Source organism: Pararhizobium gei (genome assembly GCF_029223885.1).
GTDB classification, from domain to species: Bacteria; Pseudomonadota; Alphaproteobacteria; order Rhizobiales; family Rhizobiaceae; genus Pararhizobium; species Pararhizobium gei.
In genome coordinates this window covers 4,334,172-4,357,290 of the sequence record NZ_CP119409.1, presented here as the reverse complement: position 1 = coordinate 4,357,290, position 23,119 = coordinate 4,334,172, and the positions used below count along the sequence as shown (strand labels likewise).

The 23,119-nt window shown below is 62.2% G+C and carries 19 protein-coding genes; 15 read left to right on the top strand and 4 right to left on the bottom strand.

The genetic code is table 11. The annotated features are described in order from the left end of the window. Window positions 1-17: 17 nt before the first annotated feature. The 8 genes from PY308_RS20910 (at window position 18) to PY308_RS20875 (ending at window position 8,567) form a co-directional block, all read left to right on the top strand. Window positions 18-1,067, top strand: coding sequence for an ABC transporter ATP-binding protein (locus tag PY308_RS20910; RefSeq protein ID WP_275786556.1), 1,050 nt, complete (start codon window positions 18-20; stop codon window positions 1,065-1,067). 33 nt (window positions 1,068-1,100) lie between these two features. Beyond that, window positions 1,101-2,216: an ABC transporter substrate-binding protein gene (locus PY308_RS20905; RefSeq protein WP_275786553.1), complete on the top strand. Its 1,116-nt coding sequence runs from the start codon at window positions 1,101-1,103 to the stop codon at window positions 2,214-2,216. Between the two features lie 129 nt (window positions 2,217-2,345). Further along, entirely contained in the window at window positions 2,346-3,290 is a 945-nt protein-coding gene (locus PY308_RS20900) for an ABC transporter permease (protein WP_275786551.1), read from the top strand. Beyond that, on the top strand, window positions 3,287-4,087 hold the full coding sequence (locus tag PY308_RS20895) for an ABC transporter permease (RefSeq protein ID WP_275786548.1): 801 nt from the start codon (window positions 3,287-3,289) through the stop codon (window positions 4,085-4,087). The genes PY308_RS20900 and PY308_RS20895 overlap by 4 nt, the downstream gene beginning before the upstream one ends. Before the next feature lie 43 nt (window positions 4,088-4,130). Further along, on the top strand, window positions 4,131-5,447 hold the full coding sequence (gene hisD, locus PY308_RS20890) for a histidinol dehydrogenase (RefSeq protein ID WP_275786546.1): 1,317 nt from the start codon (window positions 4,131-4,133) through the stop codon (window positions 5,445-5,447). Between the two features lie 2 nt (window positions 5,448-5,449). Then, window positions 5,450-6,478, top strand: coding sequence for a zinc-dependent alcohol dehydrogenase (locus tag PY308_RS20885; RefSeq protein WP_275791231.1), 1,029 nt, complete (start codon window positions 5,450-5,452; stop codon window positions 6,476-6,478). Between the two features lie 86 nt (window positions 6,479-6,564). Continuing rightward, window positions 6,565-7,239 carry a histidine utilization transcriptional repressor HutC gene (gene hutC / locus PY308_RS20880; RefSeq protein WP_275791230.1) on the top strand — a complete coding sequence of 225 codons (675 nt, stop codon included), beginning with the start codon at window positions 6,565-6,567 and terminating at the stop codon, window positions 7,237-7,239. A 20-nt stretch (window positions 7,240-7,259) separates the two neighbouring features. Further along, window positions 7,260-8,567 (top strand): hypothetical protein, encoded by a 1,308-nt coding sequence (locus PY308_RS20875; protein WP_275786544.1) that lies wholly within the window; start codon window positions 7,260-7,262, stop codon window positions 8,565-8,567. Between the two features lie 91 nt (window positions 8,568-8,658). Here PY308_RS20875 and PY308_RS20870 read toward each other — a convergent pair whose 3' ends face one another. The 4 genes from PY308_RS20870 to PY308_RS20855 all read right to left on the bottom strand — a co-directional run bounded on the left by PY308_RS20870 (window position 8,659) and on the right by PY308_RS20855 (window position 13,747). Beyond that, window positions 8,659-9,600, bottom strand: coding sequence for a sugar-binding transcriptional regulator (locus tag PY308_RS20870; protein WP_275786541.1), 942 nt, complete (start codon window positions 9,598-9,600; stop codon window positions 8,659-8,661). A gap of 92 nt (window positions 9,601-9,692) precedes the next feature. After that, window positions 9,693-10,628, bottom strand: a complete 936-nt coding sequence (locus tag PY308_RS20865) for a TIM barrel protein (protein WP_275786538.1) — start codon at window positions 10,626-10,628, stop codon at window positions 9,693-9,695. Between the two features lie 8 nt (window positions 10,629-10,636). Beyond that, complete coding sequence (locus PY308_RS20860) at window positions 10,637-12,148, bottom strand: glycerol-3-phosphate dehydrogenase (RefSeq protein WP_275786535.1); 1,512 nt, start codon at window positions 12,146-12,148, stop codon at window positions 10,637-10,639. A gap of 48 nt (window positions 12,149-12,196) precedes the next feature. Beyond that, window positions 12,197-13,747, bottom strand: a complete 1,551-nt coding sequence (locus PY308_RS20855; RefSeq protein ID WP_275786533.1) for an FGGY-family carbohydrate kinase — start codon at window positions 13,745-13,747, stop codon at window positions 12,197-12,199. A 775-nt stretch (window positions 13,748-14,522) separates the two neighbouring features. Between PY308_RS20855 and PY308_RS20850 the strand changes: the two genes are divergently transcribed. The 7 genes from PY308_RS20850 (at window position 14,523) to PY308_RS20820 (ending at window position 23,084) form a co-directional block, all read left to right on the top strand. Next, entirely contained in the window at window positions 14,523-15,173 is a 651-nt protein-coding gene (locus PY308_RS20850; RefSeq protein WP_275786531.1) for a DUF2291 family protein, read from the top strand. Next, window positions 15,170-16,711 carry a sugar ABC transporter ATP-binding protein gene (locus PY308_RS20845; RefSeq protein ID WP_275786528.1) on the top strand — a complete coding sequence of 514 codons (1,542 nt, stop codon included), beginning with the start codon at window positions 15,170-15,172 and terminating at the stop codon, window positions 16,709-16,711. Before PY308_RS20850 ends, PY308_RS20845 begins: the two co-directional genes overlap by 4 nt. Window positions 16,712-16,723: 12 nt before the next feature. Continuing rightward, window positions 16,724-17,764, top strand: a complete 1,041-nt coding sequence (locus PY308_RS20840) for an ABC transporter permease (RefSeq protein ID WP_275786526.1) — start codon at window positions 16,724-16,726, stop codon at window positions 17,762-17,764. Between the two features lie 117 nt (window positions 17,765-17,881). Beyond that, window positions 17,882-18,829, top strand: a complete 948-nt coding sequence (locus PY308_RS20835; RefSeq protein ID WP_275786524.1) for a D-ribose ABC transporter substrate-binding protein — start codon at window positions 17,882-17,884, stop codon at window positions 18,827-18,829. Between the two features lie 103 nt (window positions 18,830-18,932). Continuing rightward, the gene (locus tag PY308_RS20830; RefSeq protein WP_338051094.1) at window positions 18,933-19,799 is read left to right on the top strand and encodes a DeoR/GlpR family DNA-binding transcription regulator; all 867 of its coding nucleotides are present in this window, start codon (window positions 18,933-18,935) and stop codon (window positions 19,797-19,799) included. A 74-nt stretch (window positions 19,800-19,873) separates the two neighbouring features. Further along, a complete protein-coding gene (locus PY308_RS20825; protein ID WP_275786522.1) occupies window positions 19,874-21,394 on the top strand; it encodes an FGGY-family carbohydrate kinase in 1,521 nt (506 codons plus the stop codon). Between the two features lie 13 nt (window positions 21,395-21,407). Then, window positions 21,408-23,084 carry a glycerol-3-phosphate dehydrogenase/oxidase gene (locus PY308_RS20820; RefSeq protein WP_275786520.1) on the top strand — a complete coding sequence of 559 codons (1,677 nt, stop codon included), beginning with the start codon at window positions 21,408-21,410 and terminating at the stop codon, window positions 23,082-23,084. The last annotated feature ends 35 nt before the right edge of the window (window positions 23,085-23,119 follow it).

Below are 23,119 nucleotides of genomic sequence, written 5' to 3'. Positions count from 1 at the left end.
CCGCCCAGGAATACATGATGACGGCTGCACTCAAAGGATCGCTGATCGAAGCCAAACCGGAAGGGGCTGCTGTCGCTGTTTCCGTCAGGGCGGTGAACATGGTCTATGACGGCGTCCATGCGGTACGGTCGGCGTCATTCGATCTGGAAACGGGCAAGTTCCTGACGATACTGGGTCCTTCCGGATCGGGAAAAACGACGCTGCTGCGACTGATCGCGGGGTTCCAGCGTCCGACAAGCGGCGAGATTTTCATCAACGGTGCCGCCGTCAGCACCGTGCCGCCGCACCGTCGGTCAATCGGCATGGTCTTTCAGAAACTTGCCCTTTTTCCGCATATGACCGCCGCCGAGAATGTCGCTTTTCCATTGAAAATGCGGCGCAGCGATGTGCGGGACATTCCCGCGCGTGTCGAGCGCTATCTGGACATGGTGCGCCTGGGTGGCTACGGCGCGCGCCGGGTACACGAGCTCTCGGGCGGCCAGCAGCAGCGCGTGGCGATTGCCCGCGCGCTGGTGTTCGAGCCGGACCTGCTTCTGCTCGATGAACCGCTGGCTGCCCTCGACCGGAAATTGCGCGAGGAGATGCAACTTGAGTTCCGCCGTATCCAGCGCGAACTTGGCGTGACGACAATCAATGTGACACACGACCAGCGCGAAGCCCTGGTTGTGTCCGATGAGATTATCGTGATGGACGGCGGTGAAATCCAGCAGAAGGCGAAACCTGCCGAGACCTATCGCAAGCCATCGAACGCCTTCGTCGCAAATTTCATCGGCGTGACAAACTTCCTCGATGCGCTGGACGGCGAGCGTCGGGCAATCCGCGCCGAAAAGATCCGCATCGCACCGGACCGCGCCGGGCTTGCCGGTGCCGATACGATCGTCGAAGGGATTGTGATGGATGCCATCTTCGAGGGCGAGAGGGTCGTCTACGAGGTGCAGGTCGCATCGCTGGGTGATAGGCTGCTGCGGGTTTTCGATTATGATCCGGCCGCGCACAGCCAATTGGAAGCGGGGTCCGCCGTTCATCTCGGCTGGGCCGCCGGCGACGTGCTGGAATTCAAACCCTAAGCCGGAAAAACCGGTCAACCAGAGGAGAATGAAATGAGCGAAGACAAACTGAAATCCCTGATGCTGCGACGCCGCCGGTTCCTGCAGGGGGCCGCAACACTTGGCGGCGCTGCGGGCCTGTCGACGCTGGGCCTGTCCAGCGCCTTTGCACAGGAACCGGAAAAGCCAAAGGAAATTATCGTGCGGGCCTGGGGCGGTAGTTGGGTCGATGCGCTGAAGGCCGGCGTCTCTGACAGCTTCACCGCCAAGACGGGCATCGCCGTCCGCCACGATCTGACCGAGGACAACGAAATCCAGCCGAAGGTCTGGGCGGCCGTAGCCCAGGGCCGCGTGCCGCCGATCCACATCAACTGGGATACGACGACCAACGCGACGAAATCGGCCCTGCGCGGGGTCACCGAGGACCTATCGGATCTTTCCAACCTGAAGAACACCACCGATCTTGCCAAGCCGGTCGGCCTCGACGGCTATCCGATCGTCAACACCTACGGTTATGTCTATGTGCTGGCCTATCGTCCGGAAGCCTTTCCGAACGGCGCGCCGACGTCGTGGAAGGATCTGCTCGATCCGAAATACAAGGGGCGCATCGCGCTTTACAACGACGGCATCGGCTTCCACTTTCCGGCACAGGTCGCCGGCGGCGGCAAGCTGGAGGACATCCCGGCCAATATGCAGCCGGCTTGGGATTTCGTTGCCAAGATGAAGGAACAACAGCCGCTGCTCGGCGAAGATCCTGATTTCACCACATGGTTCCAGAAGGGCGAAATCGATGCAGCCTGCACGATCTCGACCAATGCGCGCGAAGCGAAGAAAAACGGTATCGACATCAAGTGGGTCGTGCCGGAAGAAGGTGCCAAGTTCGACACCGACGGTCTCTGGATTCCGAAAGGTTTGCCGGCCAACGAACTCTACTGGGCGAAGGAATATATCAACCACTCGCTCACTGTCGAAGCCCAACAGATCTGGCTTGATGGCCTCGGCCTGCCGGGCGTCGTGCCGGGCGTCAAGCCGCCGGCCGATCTCGTTGACGATGCCTCCTATCCGACCACGGAAGAGGCCTTCAAGCATCTGATCCGCATCTCCTCCAAGATCCAGGTGGAAAATGAGAGCGAGTGGTTCTCGAAGTTCAAGGCGATCATGCAGGGTTGACCCCGTATACATCCATCACCCTGGCCCTCTCCCCGCTTGCGGGGAGAGGGCGGCCGCACCTCTTGGGCGAAGAATGGCCGGACGGGGGCCGTTCCGGCGTACAGATACAATTGCCAGACAAGGACTGACATGCGAGCGGCGAAAACGGCCTATCCCCTGACCTGGCGCCTCATGGATGCGCTGGAAGCCTTCGCGGCCTTTGTCTGGCCGGCGCGTTTCGGTGGCGCCATCCCGTGGCTGATGCTGGTGCCCGCCCTGCTGCTCGTCGGCCTCCTTGTGCTCGGCCTGTGGCAGATCGGCGATGCCAGCCTGCGCACCCTCGATACGACCACCTTCCTGATGTCGGAAACCTATACGCTGGCCAATTACCAGCGCGCCTTCACCGAGAACCTGTTTGCCGTGGTCGCCTGGCGCAGTCTCATGGGATCGCTGATCGTTACGGTCGTCACCCTCGTTCTTGCCTTCCCCTATGCCTATGTGATGGTGCGTACGTCCTCGCCAATCGTCCGCAAATTGCTGCTTATCGCGCTTTTCCTGCCCTTCTTCATCGGCCAGGTCGTGCGGGCCTATGGCTGGCTGATTATTCTGGGCAATCAGGGTATGGTCAATGAGGCGCTCGGCCTGGTCGGTATCGCGCCGCTCCGGCTTCTTTACAATTATTGGGCCGTTCTCTTCGGTCTCGTCCAATATATGCTGCCCTTCGCCGTCCTGATGCTGGCGCCGGCGCTGACGGCCATACCGGAAGAGCTGGAAGCGGCGGCCGGCTCTCTCGGCGCCGACTGGGTCCGTACGTTCCGCCACATCGTGCTGCCGCTGGCAAGGCCGGGGCTGGTCGGGGCTGGCCTCGTAGTGCTGACGCTTTCGCTCACGGATTTCGCCATGCCGGCCATCCTTGGCGGTGGCAGCCAGGATTTCATCGCCAACGCCATTTACGACCAGTTCTTCCGCACGTCGGATCAAGGGTTGGGCTCGACGCTGGCGCTGCTGCTCGTCGCCGTCGGCTCGCTGCTGGTCGGCTTGGTCTTCACCCTTTTCGGTGCCGGTACCCTGGCCATGGGAAGGACGCGCCGATGACCGAACCCGTGAGCAAAACCGTCATTCTCTGGATTTTCGTTGCAGCCGTGCTTGTGCTGTTGTCGGCACCGACGATCGTCATCCTTGGCGCATCCTTTACCTCAGGCAACATCATCACCTTTCCGCCGGAAGGCTTTTCGCTGAAATGGTACGAGAAGATCGCCACGTCGCGCGATCTGTGGGATGCTTTCCTGCGCTCGCTGTATGTCTCGGCGATCGCAACGATCGTTGCGATCCCGGTGGGAACGCTGGCCGGCATCGCGCTTGCCAAATATGCCATCCGCTTCGAGAAGTCGGTCCAGATTTATCTGCTTCTGCCCTTCACCATTCCGCTTATCGGCTCCGGCATCGGCCTGATGCTGGTGTTCGGCGAGGCGCGGATGCTTGGCCAGCTCTGGCCAGTCGGGCTGGCCTGCTGCGTCATCAACCTGCCGTTCATGATCTGGGCGGTGACAGCGAGTGCCGCGAGCCTCGATCCCGATCTCGAACTTGCCGCCGCCAGCTGCGGCGCGCCGCCCCTCTCCACCTTCCTGCACGTGACCCTGCCAGCCGTCATGCCGGGGGTCATCAGCGGGTCGTTGTTGATGTTCATTCTGGCGCTCAACGAATTCCTGGTTAGCCTGCTGTTGACGGATGCGCGCATCGTGACGCTGCCGGTGCAGATCTACAATTCCATCCGCTCCATTATCACGCCGGATCTGGCGGCGATCTCGGTGGTCTTCATCGCCTGCGCGGCGCTGGCGATCGCGCTGCTCGATCGCCTCGTCGGCCTTGAAATCTTCCTTAAATCGAAATGACGCAGAGGCCGGCAGGATGCGCCGGCGAAACGGGAAAACAGCCATGTCAGACGTCTCCTTCCACGATCTTTCCACACTGGACGCCCAAGGCCGCGCAGCCCTTCTGCGCCGGTCGGAAACCGATCTCTCCGGCTTCATCGAAACCGTGAAGCCGATCATCGAGGCGGTTCGCGTCGAGGGTGATGCGGCGCTGGTGCGCTATGCGCGCGAACTGGACAAGGCAGATCTGGACGAGAGCCGGCTGAAGGCGACGGAAGCCGAGTTTGACGCAGCCTTCGGTCTGGTGGAGGACGAGGTCATCGAGGCCATCCGCTTCGGCATCGACAACATCCGCCGCTTCCACGAAGTGCAGAAGCCGGAACCGATGTGGCTGAAGGAAATGCGCCCCGGCGCCTATGCCGGCGACCGTTTCACCCCGATCCGGTCCGTTGCGCTCTACGTTCCCCGTGGCAAGGGTGCATTCCCCTCGGTGACGATGATGACGGCCGTGCCCGCCGTCGTCGCAGGTGTGCCGGAGATCGCCATCGTCACACCACCGGCGCCGGATGGATCCGTGGATGCAGCGACGCTGGTCGCCGCCCGTCTCGCCGGTGTCTCGAATGTCTACAAGGTCGGCGGTGCCCAGGCCGTTGCTGCCGTCGCCTATGGCACGCAAACGATCAAGCCGGCGCTGAAGATCGTTGGTCCGGGAAGCCCCTTCGTCGTGGCGGCCAAGCGGCTGTTGTCCGGCGTCATCGATCCCGGCCTGCCCGCCGGCCCCTCCGAGGCGATTATCTTTGCCGATGATACGGTGAAAGGCGGCCTTGCGGCCCTCGATCTCCTGGTCGAAGCCGAGCATGGTCCGGATTCATCCGCTTATCTCGTGACTCACAGTCGCCGTGTGGCCGAAGAGGCTCTCGCCGCCCTGCCCGATCACTGGGCGCGCATGACAGAACAACGCGTCGCCTTCTCGAAGGCGGTGCTGACCGGCCGCTGTGGCGGCATCGTGCTGACCTCGTCGCTCGAGGAAAGCTATCGCTTCATCAACGACTATGCGCCGGAACATCTGGAAATCCTGTCGACCGATCCCTTTGCCCATCTCGGCCATATCACCGAAGCCGCGGAAATCCTGATGGGGCCGCATACGCCTGTTTCGATCGGCAATTTCGGTCTTGGCCCCAACGCCGTGCTGCCGACAAGCCGTTGGGCGCGCACCTACGGGCCGCTGTCGGTGGCCGACTTCGTCAAACGGTCTTCGATCGGCTATGTCACAGCATCAGCTTATCCGGAGTTCGCCAAACACGCCCGCACGCTTGCCCGCTACGAGGGTTTTTCCTCGCATGAGCATGCGGTTTCCGATGTTCGCAAGGACTATCTATGACGATGAAAGCGGCGAGACTCTATGCTGCAGGCGATATTCGGGTGGAGGACATCGGCGTCCCTGCTCCGCCATCCCCCGGTTGTGTCCGTATCGCCGTGACCGCCGCTGGAATCTGCGGCTCCGATCTTCATAATTTCCGCACCGGACAATGGATCACGCGATCGCCCTCCGTGGCCGGACACGAGTTCGCCGGCGTGGTTATCGAAACGGGCAAAGACGTCCACGACCTTGCGGTCGGCGATCCTGTCGTTGCCGATTCCCGATTCTGGTGTGGCGAATGCCCCGCCTGCAAAAGCGGCCGGCGCAATATCTGCGATCACCTCGGCTTCGTCGGGGAAATCTGCGACGGTGGCTTTGCGGAGCAGGCGGCATTGCCGGCGCGACTGCTGGTCAGGCACGATCCGGCGCTCGACCCCGCCATCGCGGCCATGGCCGAGCCGCTGGCTGTCGCCTTGCATGCGATTCGCCGTCAGGCGGTTCCCGCCGGTGAACCCGTTCTCGTCATCGGGTGCGGGCCGATCGGGGGGCTCGCGGCTCTTCTTCTCTCGCGCCTGCATGACGGCCCGATCCTGGTCTGTGATCGCAACCTGGAACGCGCCGGGCTGGTTGCCCGGGTGACGGGTGCCGTCAAGGTTGCGCTCGATGCAGAAGCCATTCGGGAGGCGCTTTCCGGCCGCCCACTGCGCTATGCGCTTGACGCAACGGGCCATATCGATGTCCTGAGACGAGCCATCGCACTTGTCGACGGTGGCGGTTCCCTGACGCTGGTCGGCATCACCCATGGCCGCATCGATCTCGATCCGAATATCTTCGTTGAACGCGAAATCGCATTGATCGGCTGCCATGCCTTTGCCGGCGAATTGCCGGAAGCGGTCGCCCTGCTGCCCGGACTGGCCGATGCTCTTGCCGCGCTAATCGACCGCGAAATTGCCATCGATGCGGTGCCGGAGGCCTATGAACGGCTTCTCGCCGGCGAGGTGGCCGGCCTTAAAACCATCATTCGATTTGCTCCGAACGGATACCGCTCGTGACCCAACCCTTCGACGGAAAGCCGGCCGCGACGGCGCACCTCACGGACAATGCCAGCCCCCTCTACGAGAAGGTCAAGGACTATGTCATGACCCATATCGGCAGTGGTGCCTGGGACAAGAGCCGCAAGCTGCCGTCCGAGCACGACCTGGTGGCAACCCTCGGTGTATCGCGCATGACGGTTCACAGGGCGCTCCGGGAGCTCACCTCCGCGGGCTACCTGCTGCGCATCCAGGGGGTTGGAACGTTCGTCGCGCCACCCAAGCCTCAATCGACGCTGATCGAGGTTGCCAATATCGCCACCGAGATCGCCGGGCGTGGCGGGGAACACCACGCAGAGGTCATTCTCCTCGAAACCATAAAGCCGGAGATCGAACTCCTGGCAGCCTTTGAAGCCGGCGGGCAGATCCGCGTCGCCCATTCGATCGTTGTCCATTTTGACAACGGCATTCCGGTCCAGGTCGAGGAACGCTTCGTCAATTCCGAGCTGGTGCCGGATTACGATCAGCAGGACTTCGCTGTCATGACCACCTACGATTACCTGCAGCGCTCGACGCCGATGACCGAAGTCGAACATGTCATTTCAGCCATCGGCGCGGATGCTCAAACCGCGCGGATGCTTGAGCTGGACGAAGGTTCTCCTTGCCTCCTTCTCCACCGCCGGACATGGTCGGGCGCGAAAGTCGCGACGGTCAACCGGCTGACCTATTCCGGCAACCGCTATTCCCTCGGCAGCCGCTATGCGCCGTCATCCCTGAAATAACGTCGAAGCGGAAAGCAAAGATGACTGAAAACAACAGCAAGACAGCGGAAATTCGCCGGATGGCGAGGACCGACGAGCCGGCCGCAAACGCGCTTCTGGGCAGTCTGCTTCTGGACCTGTTTTCGTTGAAGGCGGAAGCGATCCGCATCAACCACGATCAATACAGCCTGAATTCCTTAAACGGGTTTTTCGATGCCGATGGCCAGTCGTTTTTCTTCAAATTTCATCAGGAAGATGGAGAAGAGGCGATGTCCGGCGAATATTACCGGGCCGACATCCTCGCGCGCGCCGGACTTCCTGTCGACCAACCGCTCTACATGTCGGTGCTGCCCGGAGAACAGATTCTGATATACCGCCGGCGCAGCGATCCCCGCTTTTCCGATGTGCTGCGGGCGCTGGACCTCAGTCCGGACCCTGCTGCGGAATCGATGGCGGTCGCCGCAGAACAGGAGCTTTCCGCCAAGGTGCTTTCGGTTTATCTCGAAAGCCTTCATGACGTGACGCCGCAGGACGTCGCGGCAGAGCCGATCCATCGGCTGTTTTACGAGAGGCTGGTGGATCCGTATTCCGGGGCGATCCCTGGGGGGCGCTATAAAAGCTTCTATGTTGATCAGCGGTTTGATCTTCCGGGTGCCGATCTTAACTGGGCGGCTTTCTCCAAGGCTCGCGTTGTGATCAATGGCCGGCGATATAGCCACAGTTTTGCTGAGCTCTTCCACCTTGCAAGCGTCTGGCTGAGACCTGATCGGCTTGCCGACGCAGGCGGAGTCGTTGCGCACGGAGATGCGCATAATGCGAATGTCTGGTACACGCAGACGGATGGAGCGGCGCATCTGTCCTACTTTGATCCGGCCTTCGCCGGACAGAATGTGCCGACGCTTCTGGCCGAGGTGAAGACAACCTTCCATAATATTTTCGCACATCCGCTGTGGCTTTACGATCCCGCCGAAGCTGCAGAACGATATTCGGGACGTGCCCGCTACGAGGATGGAACGCTCTTCCTGGAAACCGACTGGACCCTCAGTGCGGTGCGACGCAAACTGCTGGACGTGAAGGCGGACACGATGTGGCGGCCCCTTCTCGGCGCATTGAAGGCACGTGATCTGCTTCCGCAGGATTGGCGTCGCGTTATTCGCCTCGCGCTGTTTCTGTGCCCGACGCTTGTCATGAACATCAGAGCCGGCGCATCGACGCACAATCCGACCTCTTCGCTCATTGCAATCGTCATGGCAGTCATGGTGGGGAGCGAGCCGGAGACGGGAGACGATCTGGTGTCACGGTTTCTGGATCGCATCGATCCCTTCCTCGATGATGTTTCTCAATTATAATCAGCATCCATGAAGGCGGCGCGATAAGGACCTTGATCTGATCCGGCGAAGAGCCGACCCTCCTTCAGAGAACAAACCGGAGTTCCCGCTCCTACGAACCTTGGAGAAGTGACCGCGCCGTTCGCTCGTCCGTAATCAGGCCGCGCAGCTTGTGGCTGTGGAGAACGGCGCGGATGGCCTCGGTCTTCACCGGGCCGCCGGCGATTGCAACGATGCGGTCCTTACCGCCGTCTGAGAAAGAGGCGGCGAGCGTTCTGGCCGTCACCGATGTCTCAAGGATGCGGCCCTTATTGTCGAAGAAGTGTCCGAGCAATTCGCCGACGCCGCCAAGGGCGGCGATTTCCTCCAGTTCGTCCGGTTGCAGCATGCCGGATTTCACCAGATGCGCCTGATTGTCGACGGTGCCGATGCCGACCACCTTGAGGTCGGCGCTGTTGGCAAGATTGAACACCTCGCTGACGCCACGTTGGGAGAGAAGCACTTCGCGGTCTTCCTCTGTGTTGGCGAAGAACGGTACGGGCATGACATAGGCCTGCGTTCCGGTCTTTTCCGCAAGGCGGTGCATGACGTCATAGGGGTTGGCGGCATAGTTGCGTGTCAGTCCGCCGAGCAGCGAGACGAAGCGCGTGCCGCTGGCACTGAGCCGCGGCAGGTGACGGACGGCGGCCGACAGCGTGCGGCCGTGGCCGAGACCGATGACGGGGGTCTCGCCGCGCTCGATCTCCCGCCGCAGGAAGTTCGCGCCGGCATGGCCGAGCGTCGTCAATGCCAGCGGGTCGTCGTCGATATCGGGCGATACTTCGCAATAATCGAGACCGTAGCGGGTGGAAAGCTCGACCTCCAGATTGGCACATTCCGCGATATCGCCGTCGATGCTGACCTTCACCACGCCTTCGGCGACCGCGCGCGCGATCAGCCGGTGTGCCTTCACCGAAGGAATGCCCAACCGTTTGGCAACGGCGGACTGGGTGAACCCGCCGACATAATGCAGCCAGGCGGCGCGGACAGCGAGGGAATCGTCATTGTCGGTCATCGGCGATATCCTGTGCTGCTTCTGCAGCCGGAGGGGTCTTCAGGTTCCGTCTTAGCCTCCGCCGTCCTCCTGTTGCAAGCAAGGGGTGAGGGTCAGCCCAGCTTGAGATCGGATGCGCCGGTATCGATATGCGGCGCCCAGAAGGCTATGCTTTCTGCGATCTGCGGAATGACCTGCCGGTCGTTCGGTTCGCGCTCCTTGAACGAGAGCTCCAGGCAGATCTCGTTGTCGACCGCACCGCCCTCGGCGAAGGCTCTCAACAACGGCTCCGGCTGGACGCGTCCCTTGGCGTTGAACTCGGCGGTAAAAGGCCGGTGGCCGCCCTTGTCCATCAGGCTCTGCTTGATGTGGATGATCGGTGAGACCTTCGGCACGGCGCGCGCCCAGGCATAGGGCTCGAAATCATCCGGATTGCTGGAGGTCACGTCACCGTGGTCGATGTCGGCCATCATCCACATGGGGATCGCCATGTCGGCGGCGGTCAGGCGGTCCTGAAGCTTGATGCATTCGGCAATGGTTTCCCCAAATTCGCGGCCGATGCTCATCGGTTCCCAGAAGACATAGGAGAGGCCCGCACCCTTGGCGTGTTCGGCAACCTCTGCCCAGCAGTCGATGGCGATCCGGATCAGGTCTTCGCGGCGCGCCGGGTCGTCGTAGTCCTTATAGGTGAAGATCGCGAACTGCGTGCCGACGGAGGTTCCGCCGAGATCGCCGATGATGTCGGCGAAGATCTTGAACCAATCGACATAGTAGCGGCGCACATCAACATCCGGATGGCCGAAATGGTTGAGGCGGCCATAGGGGCCGGTCATTCCGGAGGTAACGCGCACCCCGGTGCGCTGAAGCGCCCTGTCCATCTGCCGCGTCAGCCTGTGGATGGTAGCAGCGTTCCAGCTCGGATTGATGAATTCGTGGGTCAGTTGGAGATCACGCAGACGAAGGTGGCGCGCGACGGTGTCGATCAGGTCGTCGGGATCTGCGAAGCGGTTGACCAGCGGATTTGTGTTCAGCGAAAGCGTCAGCGGCATGGGGATCCTCAGGTGGCGGCAAGGCGGGCGGCGTTGAACCAGTCGATGAAGGCCACGCGCTCCGCTTCGGTCAGGTGCAGGTAGTGCTTGGTGCGGCGATGGAGAATGTCCTCGGCCGTCTGCGCCCATTCGCTGGCCACGAGATAGCGCGCTTCCGCTTCATAGAATTGTCCGCCGAAATGCCGGCCAAGCCCTTCGAGGCCAGTCGCGCCGGCAACGACGCTCCTTGTGCGCGTGCCGTAGAGACGGCCGTAATGATGCACCAGCTTGCGCGGCATCCAGGGATAGGCATCGCGCAGGCCATTGGCGAAAGTCTCGTAGTCGGCATTGGGCATGTCGCCGCCGGGAAGCGGGGCCTTTTCCGTCCAGTCGCCACCCATGTTGGGGAAAACATGTTTGAGCCGGTGCATGCCGCGCTCGGCAAGCTCGCGGAAGGTGGTGATCTTGCCGCCGAAGACGTTAAGCAGCGGCGCGCCGTCGGTTTCCTCAAGATCGAAGACATAGTCGCGGGTGACGGCCGACGGGTTGCCCTTGCCGTCGTCAAACAGTGGACGCACACCGGAAAAGGCGTGCAGCACATCTTGCCGGCGCAGCTTTTCCTTGAAGTAACGGTTGACCGCGTTGAGCAGGTAATCGATTTCCGTCTCGTCGGCGGAGACGTCTTCGGCGCGGCCTTCATAAGCGATGTCGGTGGTGCCGATCAGCGCCTTGTCGCCTTCATAGGGGTTGATGAAAATGACGCGCTTGTCGTGGTTCTGCACCAGATAGGCGTTCGCGCCCGCCCAGAATTTCGGAACGATGATGTGGCTGCCCTTGACGAGACGCACATTGCGCGAGGAGTTCGAGCCGGCGACGCGGTTGATCACGTCGGAGACCCAAGGGCCGGCGCAGTTGACGAGGCACTTGGCGCGGAAGGTGCGCGTTTCGCCCGTCGTGCTGCTTTTCGTCGTCACGGTCCACGCGCCGTTTTCGCGGCGGGCGGAGACGGTCGGTGAACGGGTCAACACCAAGGCACCTTTTTCCGCTGCACCCACGGCATTCAGGGTCACGAGGCGGGCATCATCCACCCAGCAGTCGGAATATTCGAAGCCGCGGGTGTACTGGTCGAGGATCGGCGTACCTTCGGGGGCGCGCGCCAGATTGAGCGTGCGCGTGCCGGGAAGTTTCTTACGGCCGCCGAGATGATCGTAAAGGAAGAGGCCAAGCCGCACGAGCCAGGCCGGGCGATCCTGCGGGCTGTGCGGCAGGACGAAGCGCATCGGCCAAATGATGTGCGGAGCGGCATTGAGCAGCACCTCACGCTCGATCAGCGCCTCGCGCACCAGCCGGAATTCGTAATATTCGAGATAGCGCAGGCCGCCGTGCACCAGCTTGCCGGAGCGCGAGGAGGTTCCCTCGGCCAGATCGTCCTTCTCGCTCAGCACGACCGAAAGGCCACGGCCGGCCGCGTCGCGCGCGATGCCGGCACCGTTGATGCCGCCACCGATCACGAAGAGGTCAATAAGCTCGGGCTCGTTCATTTCATTCTCCTTGAATGCGACCTGCGGGGGGTAGCGCAGTCTTCTGCTTCAGCGTGCGGCCAGGATGTCCCAGGCGGGGGCTATCCCGCGGCGGACACCGGAATAGGCGGCAAAGAGGCGCGTCATGCGTTCGATATCTTCGGGGTTCGGCTGTTCGGCCTCGCCAAGATGGGGCGTTACCCAGTCGGCGATGCAGTCGTCCATGGTGCGGTAGGCGCCGATGGCCACGGCAGCCATCATCGATGCGCCGGCCGCTCCGGCCTCCTCGCGCGTGCTGACGCGAACCGGCGCCCCAAGTGCCGCGCCGAGTGTATGGCGAAGCGCCGTCGAACGGGCCGCCCCACCGCTGACGCGCAACTCGGGCGGCAGAGCGCCCATGGCCGAGTAGCAATCGCGCGTCGCCATGCCGAGGCCTTCGACGACGGCGCGCACCAGATCCGGATAGCGGTGGCGGCTGGCCAGGCCGGTGAAGCTGGCGCGGGCCCGCGCGTTGACGAAAGGACCGCGCTCGCCAGCCTCGGAAATATAGGGATGGTAGAGGATATTGCCCGGCTTGCTGGCGGCAAACCACGGGTCGATGCGGCCGATCATGTCGTTGAGGCCGACTGTGACGCCGAAGTCGCCGAGAAGGTCGGCGCCGAGTTGCAGCAGCCAGTCGAGATTAATCGTCGCGCCCATGTTGGTCTGAACCTGGGTGACGATGCCGGGGATCGGCAGCGCGATGACATAACCGGTGCGCTCCGGGTTCAAGACGACCTCGCAAACCTGCTTTGCCAGCAGATGCACGCCGGTGGAGCCGATGGCGGAGCAGGCGGCATTGCGCCCGTCGCTGCGCACGCCGGCACCGAGCGCTGTCATACACATATCGACATAGCCGAGGCTGACAGGCGTGCCGGCTTTCAGGCCCGAAGCCGCGGCGGCCTCCGCCGTCAGAGGATGGACGGTCTCCGTACCCTCGACCACATCAGGCAACAGGGCGCGGCGGTGGGTCAGACCCAGCGCGGCGAGCACATCGCCGTCATAGCGGCGGGTGCGGAAATTGCCGAAGGTGAAGCTGACCTCGGAAGGGTCGGTGGCGCGAACGCCGGTGAGGTTCAGGTAGAGCCAGTCCTTACAGTGCATGGCGGTTTCGGCACCGGCCAGCAATTCCGGGAAATAGCGGTCCATATGGGCGAGTTGCGCGCCCTGCTGGCAGGTATTGAGGCCGGTCCCGGTCGCTTCGAACCGCTCCCGGTCGGCGTCGATGGCGGCAAGCCGTTCGACGGTCGGCGCGGCGCGGGCATCGAGCCAGAGCCAGGCATCGCCGGCCGGCCGGTTTCCGGCGCCCACAAGCCAGGTGCCGTCGCCCTGAGCCGTAACGGCGATGGCGGCGGTGCGGTGGGCGAGGCGCTCGACCTTTTCGGCAAGCCCGCGCAGCGCACGCGCGCAGTCGAGCCATGTCTGATCGAGGGATTGGGTGACGGAACCATCATCCCCGGTCCTGTAGGTATTGCGGACGGAGGCGCTGGCAATCTGGCGGCCGGTCAGCGTGAAGGCGACGGCCTTCATAACGGAAGTGCCGGCGTCGATGCCGATGATGAGGTCTGCCGTTTCAGCCATGACGCGCACCAACGGATGCCGCGACATCTTGCGTCGCTTCGCCTGACCCGAAACAGAGCATTCAATCCTCCCGATCGTCTTTACGAAGCATACGTGGCCTTGCAGGCCATCTGGCCGTGACCAAGTTGACCTCCCAAGGACTTACTACGGAACTCCAAACCTCGGAAGAGAATATAACACAAAGCTATCGCATGTATCGTAAAATTTTTCGGCTAACGAATTTTTTTTCAGATATGATGAGCACGGACAATGCGTGTGGCTAAGCCGTGTTTTCAGTAATCTGCTAATAATTCCGGTGCGGTGTTCATACGGCGCTTTGGTGCTTGCAATGGTCGCACGCGCTAAAATTAATGCGTAATTTCAATAATGCGGATGGCGATACTGGCCACTGTGTGGTCTTCTCTCTTACGGGCGAGGCTATGGTGTTCGGGCGGAATTCGTCCTCAGTCTGTCAGCTAAAATCTGAAGAGACATCATGTTTGAAAGCAATATGGTCGAGAAAGGCAGATTGACAGTCTGCGTTAATTTATCATATAAACTGGAAAATATAACACACATATATCGCAACTGCGAGAAAGTGTGCAGTGCATCGCGGGGCAGGTGAGGAGATCTGGCTCGCGCATCATCGGAGGAGGATATCATGACACGCTTTGTTTGGAAGGCTTCCATGCCCTTCGGTATTGCCACAGACATGCCTCGCAACGTGTTCATATCGCCGGTTCCTTTCTGCTTCCCCCGCTGACGTTTTCATCGTTCAACCGCAAGGCCATTCGACATGACCGACGCCACGCTATCGAAATCGCCCCAGGCCGCGCGCAACTACCGGTGGATCGGCATTGCGGCCGCTGTCGTGCTCGCCGGTGCCATGGTCTTCGACACGACGATCGTGCGTATCGGCTCCGAAAGAGATGTGCAGGTGCAGAAATTCTCACCGGAAGCCTACGGTGCCGAGCAGTTTCCGCTCATCAAACAGAGTGTCGAGACGCGCGCCGTCGATGCTGTCGACCTTTCGACGGCAATCGCCGCCGACAAGAAGGCGGCGGCTGAAAAGTACGGTGTTGCGACCTCGGTCGGCCCGGTCCTCCCGGTCAAGTTCACCGGCGTCGTCGGTGAGCGCAAGGCAAATTATAATGTTGTCGCCATCGAGGGCCTGCCGGCCGAGCTGACGGTGCGGGTCCAGACCGGCCCGGCGCTGAACGGCACGGATCTTCGCGATGCGACGGGCCAAATCGAATTCGGCCAGTTCAAGAACCAGATCGAGTATCAGGACGCCGGTTCGGCCATTAACAATGAGGTAAAAAAAGTCGTGCTCGGCGGGATCGATCCGGCAGGCCTGACCGGCAAGACCGCGACGGTGATCGGCGTCTTCAAGCTGGTCAACCCGAAAAGCTGGATCGTCACCCCTGTAAGGCTCGACGTTCAATGACCGCCGTTCCGGGATCCGAGCAAAGCAGCGAGGTCGTGCTCGCCGCGCGCAACGTGGCGAAGGTCTACGGCAATATTCACGCCCTGAAAGGCGTCAATTTCGACATTCACCGCGGTCAGGTGACGACGCTGTTCGGCGAGAACGGCGCCGGCAAATCGACGCTGATGAAAATTCTCTCCGGCGTGGTGCAGCCCACCTCCGGCGAGATTGTTCTTGATGGAGAACCAATCGTTTTCGCGTCGTCCTCCCAAGCACGCGATCGCGGTATCTCCATCATCCATCAGGAGCTCAGCCTCGCTCCCAACATGAACGTTCGCGACAACATCTTTATGGGTCGCGAGATCATGACGGCGACGGGGGTGGACTTCGCAGAAGAAGAGCGCCAGACGCGCCTCCTGATGGCTGAACTCGAAGAGGACATCGATCCTCTCACCCCTGTCGAGGACCTGCGCCTTGGCCAGCAGCAGATCGTCGAGATCGCGCGCGCGCTTTCGGTCAATTCCCGCATCCTCATCATGGACGAACCGACCTCGGCGCTGAGTGCCACGGAGGTGGACGTTCTCTTCAAGGTCATCCGCGACTTGATGAGCCGCGGCGTGTCCATCGTCTACATCTCGCACCATCTCGAAGAGGCGCTGCAGATCACCAATCACGCGGTCGTGTTGCGCGACGGCGCAATGACCGCCTATGCCGAACGCAAGGACATCGATCTCGAATGGATCGTTCGCCACATGGTCGGCGACAATTTCGACCTCGGCTCGCCACCGACCGGCTACGAGAAGGGCGATGTCGCGCTGTCGATCGAGGGGTTGACGGTGCCGGATCCGGGTGGCGCGGGCTATTCGGTGGTCGATGGGCTTTCGCTTTCGGTGCGCACCGGCGAGATCGTCTGCATCTATGGTCTGATGGGGGCAGGGCGCACGGAACTGCTCGAAGCGGTCGCGGGCCGCCTCAAGCCGACGGCCGGCAAGGTCGTGCTGAAGGGCCGCGACGTCACCGGCCAATCGATTGCGAGCTGCATCCGCAACGGTCTTGTTCTCGTGCCGGAAGACCGGCAGCGCGATGGCCTGGTGCAGACCATGACCGTCGCTCGCAACCTGTCTCTTGCCAATCTGCGCGCCTTCACACGCGGTCTTTTCACCTCCGCCACGCTCGAGGCCGGGCTCGTCGGCGAGGCGATCCGCAAGGTCCATATCAAGACGGATGGCGGCGGCGCGCCGATCGGCTCGCTCTCCGGCGGAAACCAGCAGAAAGTAGTCATCGGCAAGATGCTCGCGACCGATCCGCAGGTCATCCTGCTCGACGAGCCGAGCCGCGGCATCGACATCGGCGCCAAGGCGGAAGTTTTCAAGCTGCTCGCCGAACGCGCCAGACACGGGCTCGCTGTCCTCTACACCACCTCCGAGGTCGGCGAGTGCCTGAGCATCGCCCATCGTATCATCGTCATGCGGCGCGGCCGCATCTCCGCTGAATTCGGTCCCGACGTGACCAAAGAACAAATCATGGCCGCCTCGGGCGAAGCCGTGCATGCCCACTAGGAGCGTCAACGCATGTCAGTCACACCGGCAATCGACACAAAGACGGCGACGCGCGGCGGCAAGCGCAAAAAGAGCTTCGTCGAACTTCTTTTCGAAGGTCGCGCCTTCTTCGCGCTCATCGCCATCGTCGTCGTCTTCTCGCTGATGTCGCCAAACTATCTCACGGTCAGCAACTTCCTGATCATGGCCTCGCATGTGGCGATCTTCGGCCTTTTGGCGATCGGCATGCTGCTGGTCATCCTCGATGGCGGCATCGACCTTTCCGTCGGCTCGACGCTCGGTCTTGCCGGCGTCGTGGCGGGCTTTCTGATGCAGGGTGTGACGCTGCCGCAGTTCGGCGTGATCCTTTATCCGTCCGTCTGGGTCGTGGTGGTCCTGACATGCCTGCTGGGTGCCGTCGTCGGTGCGGTCAACGGCGTCTTGATCGCCTATCTGCGCGTGCCGGCCTTCGTGGCGACCCTCGGCGTGCTCTACGTGGCCCGTGGGATCGCGCTGCTGATGACCAATGGCCTCACCTACAACAATCTCGGCGGCCGTCCCGAACTCGGCAATACCGGTTTTGACTGGCTCGGGTTCAACCGTCTTGCCGGCGTGCCGATCGGCGTGCTGGCACTTCTCGTCTTTGCGGTCGCCTGCCACATCCTTCTGGCCCGCACGGCCTTCGGTCGCTGGCTGTATTCCTCCGGCGGCAACGAGCGCGCCGCGGAGCTTTCTGGCGTGCCGGTCAAGGGGGTGAAGATCGCCGTCTATGTGCTCTCGGGCGTCTGCGCCGCCGTTGCCGGCCTGGTGCTCTCCTCGCAGCTGACATCCGCAGGCCCGACCGCCGGCACCACGTACGAACTGACGGCGATCGCCGCCGTCGTCATCGGCGGCGCCGCGCTGACGGGCGGTCGCGGCACGGTCATCGGAACCATGCTCGGCGCTTTCGTGATCGGCTTCCTTTCGGACGGCCTGGTGATCATCGGCGTCTCCGCCTACTGGCAGACGGTTTTCACCGGCGCCGTGATCGTCACCGCTGTTCTTCTCAACAGCTTCAAATACGGCCGCCGCTGAAAAGCGGCGTCCGGATCGAACTGACCGCAGCCGGGAGGGGCAGACCATGAATTGGCCCGACGGCGGAAAGTATTGCCGATCATCGGCGCAACCGAACTCAACAAAGGGAGTGAGACAATGTTTAAAAAAGGTATGCGTGTACTCTTCGCAGCAACCGCGGTCATGCCGCTGCTGTTCAGCACCGCCTGGGCCGAAGGTCTGGTCACAGTCATCGTCAACGATCCGTCCAACCCGTACTGGTTCACCGAAGGCGAAGTCGCCAAGGCGACGGCCGAAAAGCTCGGCTACTCGGCCAATGTCGGTGCCCACAAGGGTGACACCAACACCGAAAGTAACCTGATCGATACCGCGATCACCAACAAGTCGGTCGCCATCATCCTCGACCCGGCAAACGCTGACGGTTCGGTCGGCGCGGTTAAGAAGGCTGTTGCTGCGGGCATCCCGGTTATTCTCGTTAATGCCGAGATCAACCAGGAAGGCCTTGCCAAGGCGCAGCTCGTTTCGAACAATGCCCAGGGCGCTGCTCTCGGTGCGCAACAATGGGTTGAAGCGGTCGGCGACAAGGGCAAATATGCCGAACTGTTCGGCAACCCGGCCGACAACAACGCCGCGACGCGTTCGAACGGCTATGAAACCGTCCTGACGCAGTATCCGGACCTCGAAAAGTCCGCCAAGGAAGTCGCCGACTGGGATCGCACCAAGGGTCACGCCAAGATGCAGTCCATGCTTCAGGCTCACCCCGACATCATCGGCGTGATCAGCGGCAATGACGAAATGGCGCTGGGTGCGATCGCCGCGCTCAAGGAAGCCGGCAAGCTCGACCAGGTGAAGGTCGGTGGCTTCGACGGTTCGCCGGATGCGGTTGCCGCCATCAAGGCTGGCGAAATGCAGTACACCGTTCTCCAGCCGGTCGCCGTGTTCTCGGCGGAGGCCGTCAAGCAGGCGGATAATGTCATCAAGAACGGCAGCACCGGTGCTGCTACCGAAAAGCAGCTGTTCGATTGCCTCCTGATCACCAAGGACAATATCGACAAGTACACAGCTCCCTTTACTTTGAGTGAGTAGTCGAAGGCGGGAGCGCCCCTTGCGGCGCTCCCGTTTCGAACAGGAACCGCCGCTCTGGCTGCTTGGCATTTCCTTGCCATCCGATACGAGATACGACACCTCCATCCTCGAAGCATGGCAGGGACACAGCGTGAACAAGAAAGTCGACGTCAAGGATTTGCTTTCGGAGGAATTGCCGAGCGACAGCCGACATGCGCGCCAGCTCGTCAGGCGCCAGACGATTGCTGAAACGGTGATCGCCGAAGGCTCGATTCGCATCGAGGATCTGACCGAGCGCTTCGGCATCAGCCTGATGACGGCGCACCGGGATGTCGACGACCTCGTCAGCCGCGGCCTGTTTCGCAAGACGCGCGGCATCGTTTCCGCAGCGCCGACCAGCCTTGTCGAATCCTCCGACGTCTACCGCGCCACCAAGCAGGCCAAGGAAAAGAAGGCGATCGCAAGGGCTGCGATGCAATTCGTCGAGCCGGGACAGGCGATCTTCATGGACGATGCGACGACCGTGCATGAAATGATCCGGTTCCTGCCGGCCAAGGTGCCGCTGACCGTCATCACCAATTCGCTCGTGCTTATCAACGAGCTGAAGGATGTGAGCGATCTCAACCTGATCTGTCTCGGTGGCCAGTTCTACAACTGGTGCAATGCCTTTATGGGGCACATCACCACAAACGAAATTCGCCGCCTGAGAGCGGATACCGTGTTCATGTCGCTTTCGGCGATCGTCGATGGCGAGGTCTATCACCAGTCGCCCGATACCGTGGAGACCAAACGGGCGATGTTTGAAAGCTCGGCCAAGCGCGTTCTTCTGGCGGACCACACCAAATTCGAGCGGCGCGCCTTGCACCATTTCGCGACGCTCCGGGAATTCGACGCTGTGATCGTCGATGAGGATATTCCGATTTCCCACCTGTCGCGGATGCGCTCGAAGGGAATCAACGTGATTGTGGCGGACGGTGAACGGGCAGGCTGAGTTTTCCGCCACTGCGGAGTACCCTCGGATTGCCGGATTCCGTTCCGCCCTTCGCTTAAGACATGGAGATATGGATGCCCTGCATCATGGGTATAGACAGCGGCCTGACGGTGACCAAAGCGGTCATCTTCGACGCGGACGGAACGGTGCTCGCCATCGCCCGCCGGCGCGTCCCGCAGCTTATCCCCGCGCCGCAATATGTCGAGCGCGACATGGACAGCCTGTGGGCCGCAACGGCGGATGCCATTCGCGAGGCGGTCGCCGCCTGCGGCAGGCCGGCTGCCGATATCGTCGCGATCGCCGCCACCGCCCATGGCGACGGTATCTACTTGCTCGATGAGGAGCGGAGGCCGCTTGGTCCCGCGGTGATTTCGCTCGACACGCGCGCCGGGGCGATCGCCGATGCCTGGAACGCGGGTGCGGTCGGTGCACGCGCGCTGGAACTGACCGGGCAGCGACCGCACGCCTCGGCGCCATCAGCGATCCTTCGCTGGATAAGCGAGCACCAGCCGGAGCGCTACGCCCGGATCGCCCACTTCATCGCGGCAAAGGACTGGTTGCGCTTCTGCCTCTGCGGCACGATCGGCACGGACCGCACGGAGGCGAGCACCTCCTTCACCGATGTTGCGACACAGGATTATTCCGATGAGGCCTTCCGCCTCTTCGGGCTGGACCGCCTTGCCGGACGGCAGGCGCCGATGGCGGGGTCGACCGAGATCGTCGGTGGCGTGACGGGCGAGGCCGCTCGTCTGACGGGGCTCGTCGAAGGCACACCGGTCATGGCGGGTCTGCACGATGTCACAGCCTCCGCGCTCGGCATGGGCGGTTATGGCGAAGGCGTGGTCGCGGTCATCGCCGGGACCTATTCGATCAACGCGACGGTGTCGCGAGCGCCAAAGGTCGATGACCGCTGGTTCTGCCGCAGCGGTATCTTGCCAGGAGAATGGAACAACATGTCGATATCGCCGGCCTCGACCGCCAACTACGACTGGTTTATCGATCAGTTCTGCGCTGGCGACGCGCGGCAGGCAGCAGCCTCCGAGAGTATCCACATGATCGTCGCCAAGGAATTCGAAGCCGCGCGTCAGCGCCCTTCGGGCGTGTTCTTCCACCCCTATCTTTTCGGCTCGCCCTTCGGCGGCGCCTCGAGCGCCGGTTTCTATGGCCTCAATGCCTGGCACGACCGGGGTGATCTGCTGCGCGCCGTGCTGGAGGGCATCGCCTTCAACCACCGCGTCCATGTCGATGCGTTGCGCGACGGCTTTGCGCCGAGCTCCACCCGGCTCACGGGTGGCATCTCGCGCAATCCCGCCATGGCCGGCCTCTTCGCAGATATCCTCGGCCTGCCCGTCACGGCGACTCGCACGGAGGAGGCGGCCGCCTGGGGGGCGGCGCTCTGCGCCGGCGCCGGCGCCGGTCTTTTTGCCTCGCACACTGACGATCCGCGCGATCTCGCGTCGATCGAGACCGTTCACCAGCCAGACTTCGACAGGCAGCGCGCCTACGACGAGAAGTATCGGGTCTTCCTCGATCTCGCCGAGGCGATGAAGCCGCTCTGGCCGACGCTCCGGCGTCTTGGCAGCGTGGCGCAGTAACAGGATGCCTATCATGACGGACACGACAGCCGGAACGGTCAAGACCTTCGACGTCATCATCCTTGGCGCGGGGATCAACGGGGCAGGGCTCTTCCGGGATCTCTGCCTTCAAGGCCTGAAATGCCTGATCGTCGACAAGGCCGATTTCGGCTCCGGCACCAGCGCCGCGCCCTCGCGCCTCATCCATGGCGGCATCAAATATCTCGAAACCGGCGAACTGGGTCTCGTCGCGCAATCGACGCTGGAGCGCAATCTCCTGTTGCGAAACGCGCCGCATTGCGTCGAGCCGCTGCCGACTTTCATTCCCTCCTTCTCACTGATGAAGGGCGCCCTTGCGGCGTTCCGGACGCTGCTCGGCTCAACGACGGCGCCGCGAAGCCGGGGTGCGTTGCTCATCAAGATCGGGCTTACGCTCTATGATCTCTACGGCGCGCGCCATCGCGTCATGCCGAAGCATCAGTTCTTCTTTCGCCGCAAGGCGCTGGAGGAAATGCCGGCGATCACGCCGCGCATCGTTGCCGGCGGCATCTACTACGACGCCAAGATCAGCCGGCCGGAACGGCTCGTCTGGGAGCTTGTCAGGGACGGGCTCGATGCCAGCCCGGAGTCCGGGGCCGCGAATTTCACGACGCTGCTGGGCCAGGAGGACGGCGTGCTCCGGCTTCACGATCCGTGCGGGTCGGAGCGGCTGGTTCGCGCTGGGATCGTGGTCAACGGGGCAGGGCCATGGATCGATCACGTCAATGCAACGCTGGGCGTTCCCGGCACGCTGATCGGTGGCACGAAAGGCTCGCATATCCTGCTCAGGCATCCCGAACTGGTCGATAGCTTAAAGGGCCGCATGATTTATTTCGAAGCGGACGACGGTCGCATCTGCCTCGTCTACGACTTCCTCGGTCTTGCGCTCGTCGGCTCGACGGATATCAAGGCGGACAATCCGGAAACGGTGCGCTGCGAGGACGACGAGATCGCCTATTTCCTCGCCAGCCTTCGCTCCCTTCTGCCCGCCTTGCAGTTCGACCGCGACCAGATCGTTTATGCCTATAGCGGCATCCGACCGCTACCGGTGTCGAATGCCAATGAGCCTGGTATGATCAGCCGTGATCACTCGGCACCCGTAGCGGAGCCGGGAGAGGGGCGCCCGTTCCCCGTGATATCGCTGGTCGGCGGCAAGTGGACGACGTTCCGCGGCTTCGCCGAGGAGGTGGCCGACACAATCCTTTCGCGCTTGGGCCGCAGCCGCAAGACCAGCACGCGGATGCTACCGATTGGCGGCGGGCGCAGCTTTCCGGTGGAGGCGGATACCCGTCGGGCCTGGATTGCCGAACGGTCGATGAAAAGCGGGTGGCCTGTCCCGCGTGTGGAGGCGCTTCTTGCCCGCTACGGAACGACCGCCGATTCCGTTCTCGCTCATATCGCTGCAATTGGCGGCGACGCGCTCTTCCTTGATGTCGAAGATTATGGTCACGCTGAGATCGACTGGATTGCACGTCACGAAATGGTCGGGCATCTGGCCGATATAGTGATGCGCCGGACGACACTCGCCATCGAGGGCAAACTGACAGCTGCGGGACTTGCTGAAATAGCGTCTGTTGCAGGCGAAGCGCTCGGTTGGGATGAGAGCAGGCGAGCGGCGGAAATTGCTGCCGTTTCGGCCCAACTGGCCGACGTCAACCGTGCGCGATTCTGAGGACTTGCTTCCGGTACCGATCGGACAGCAAGACT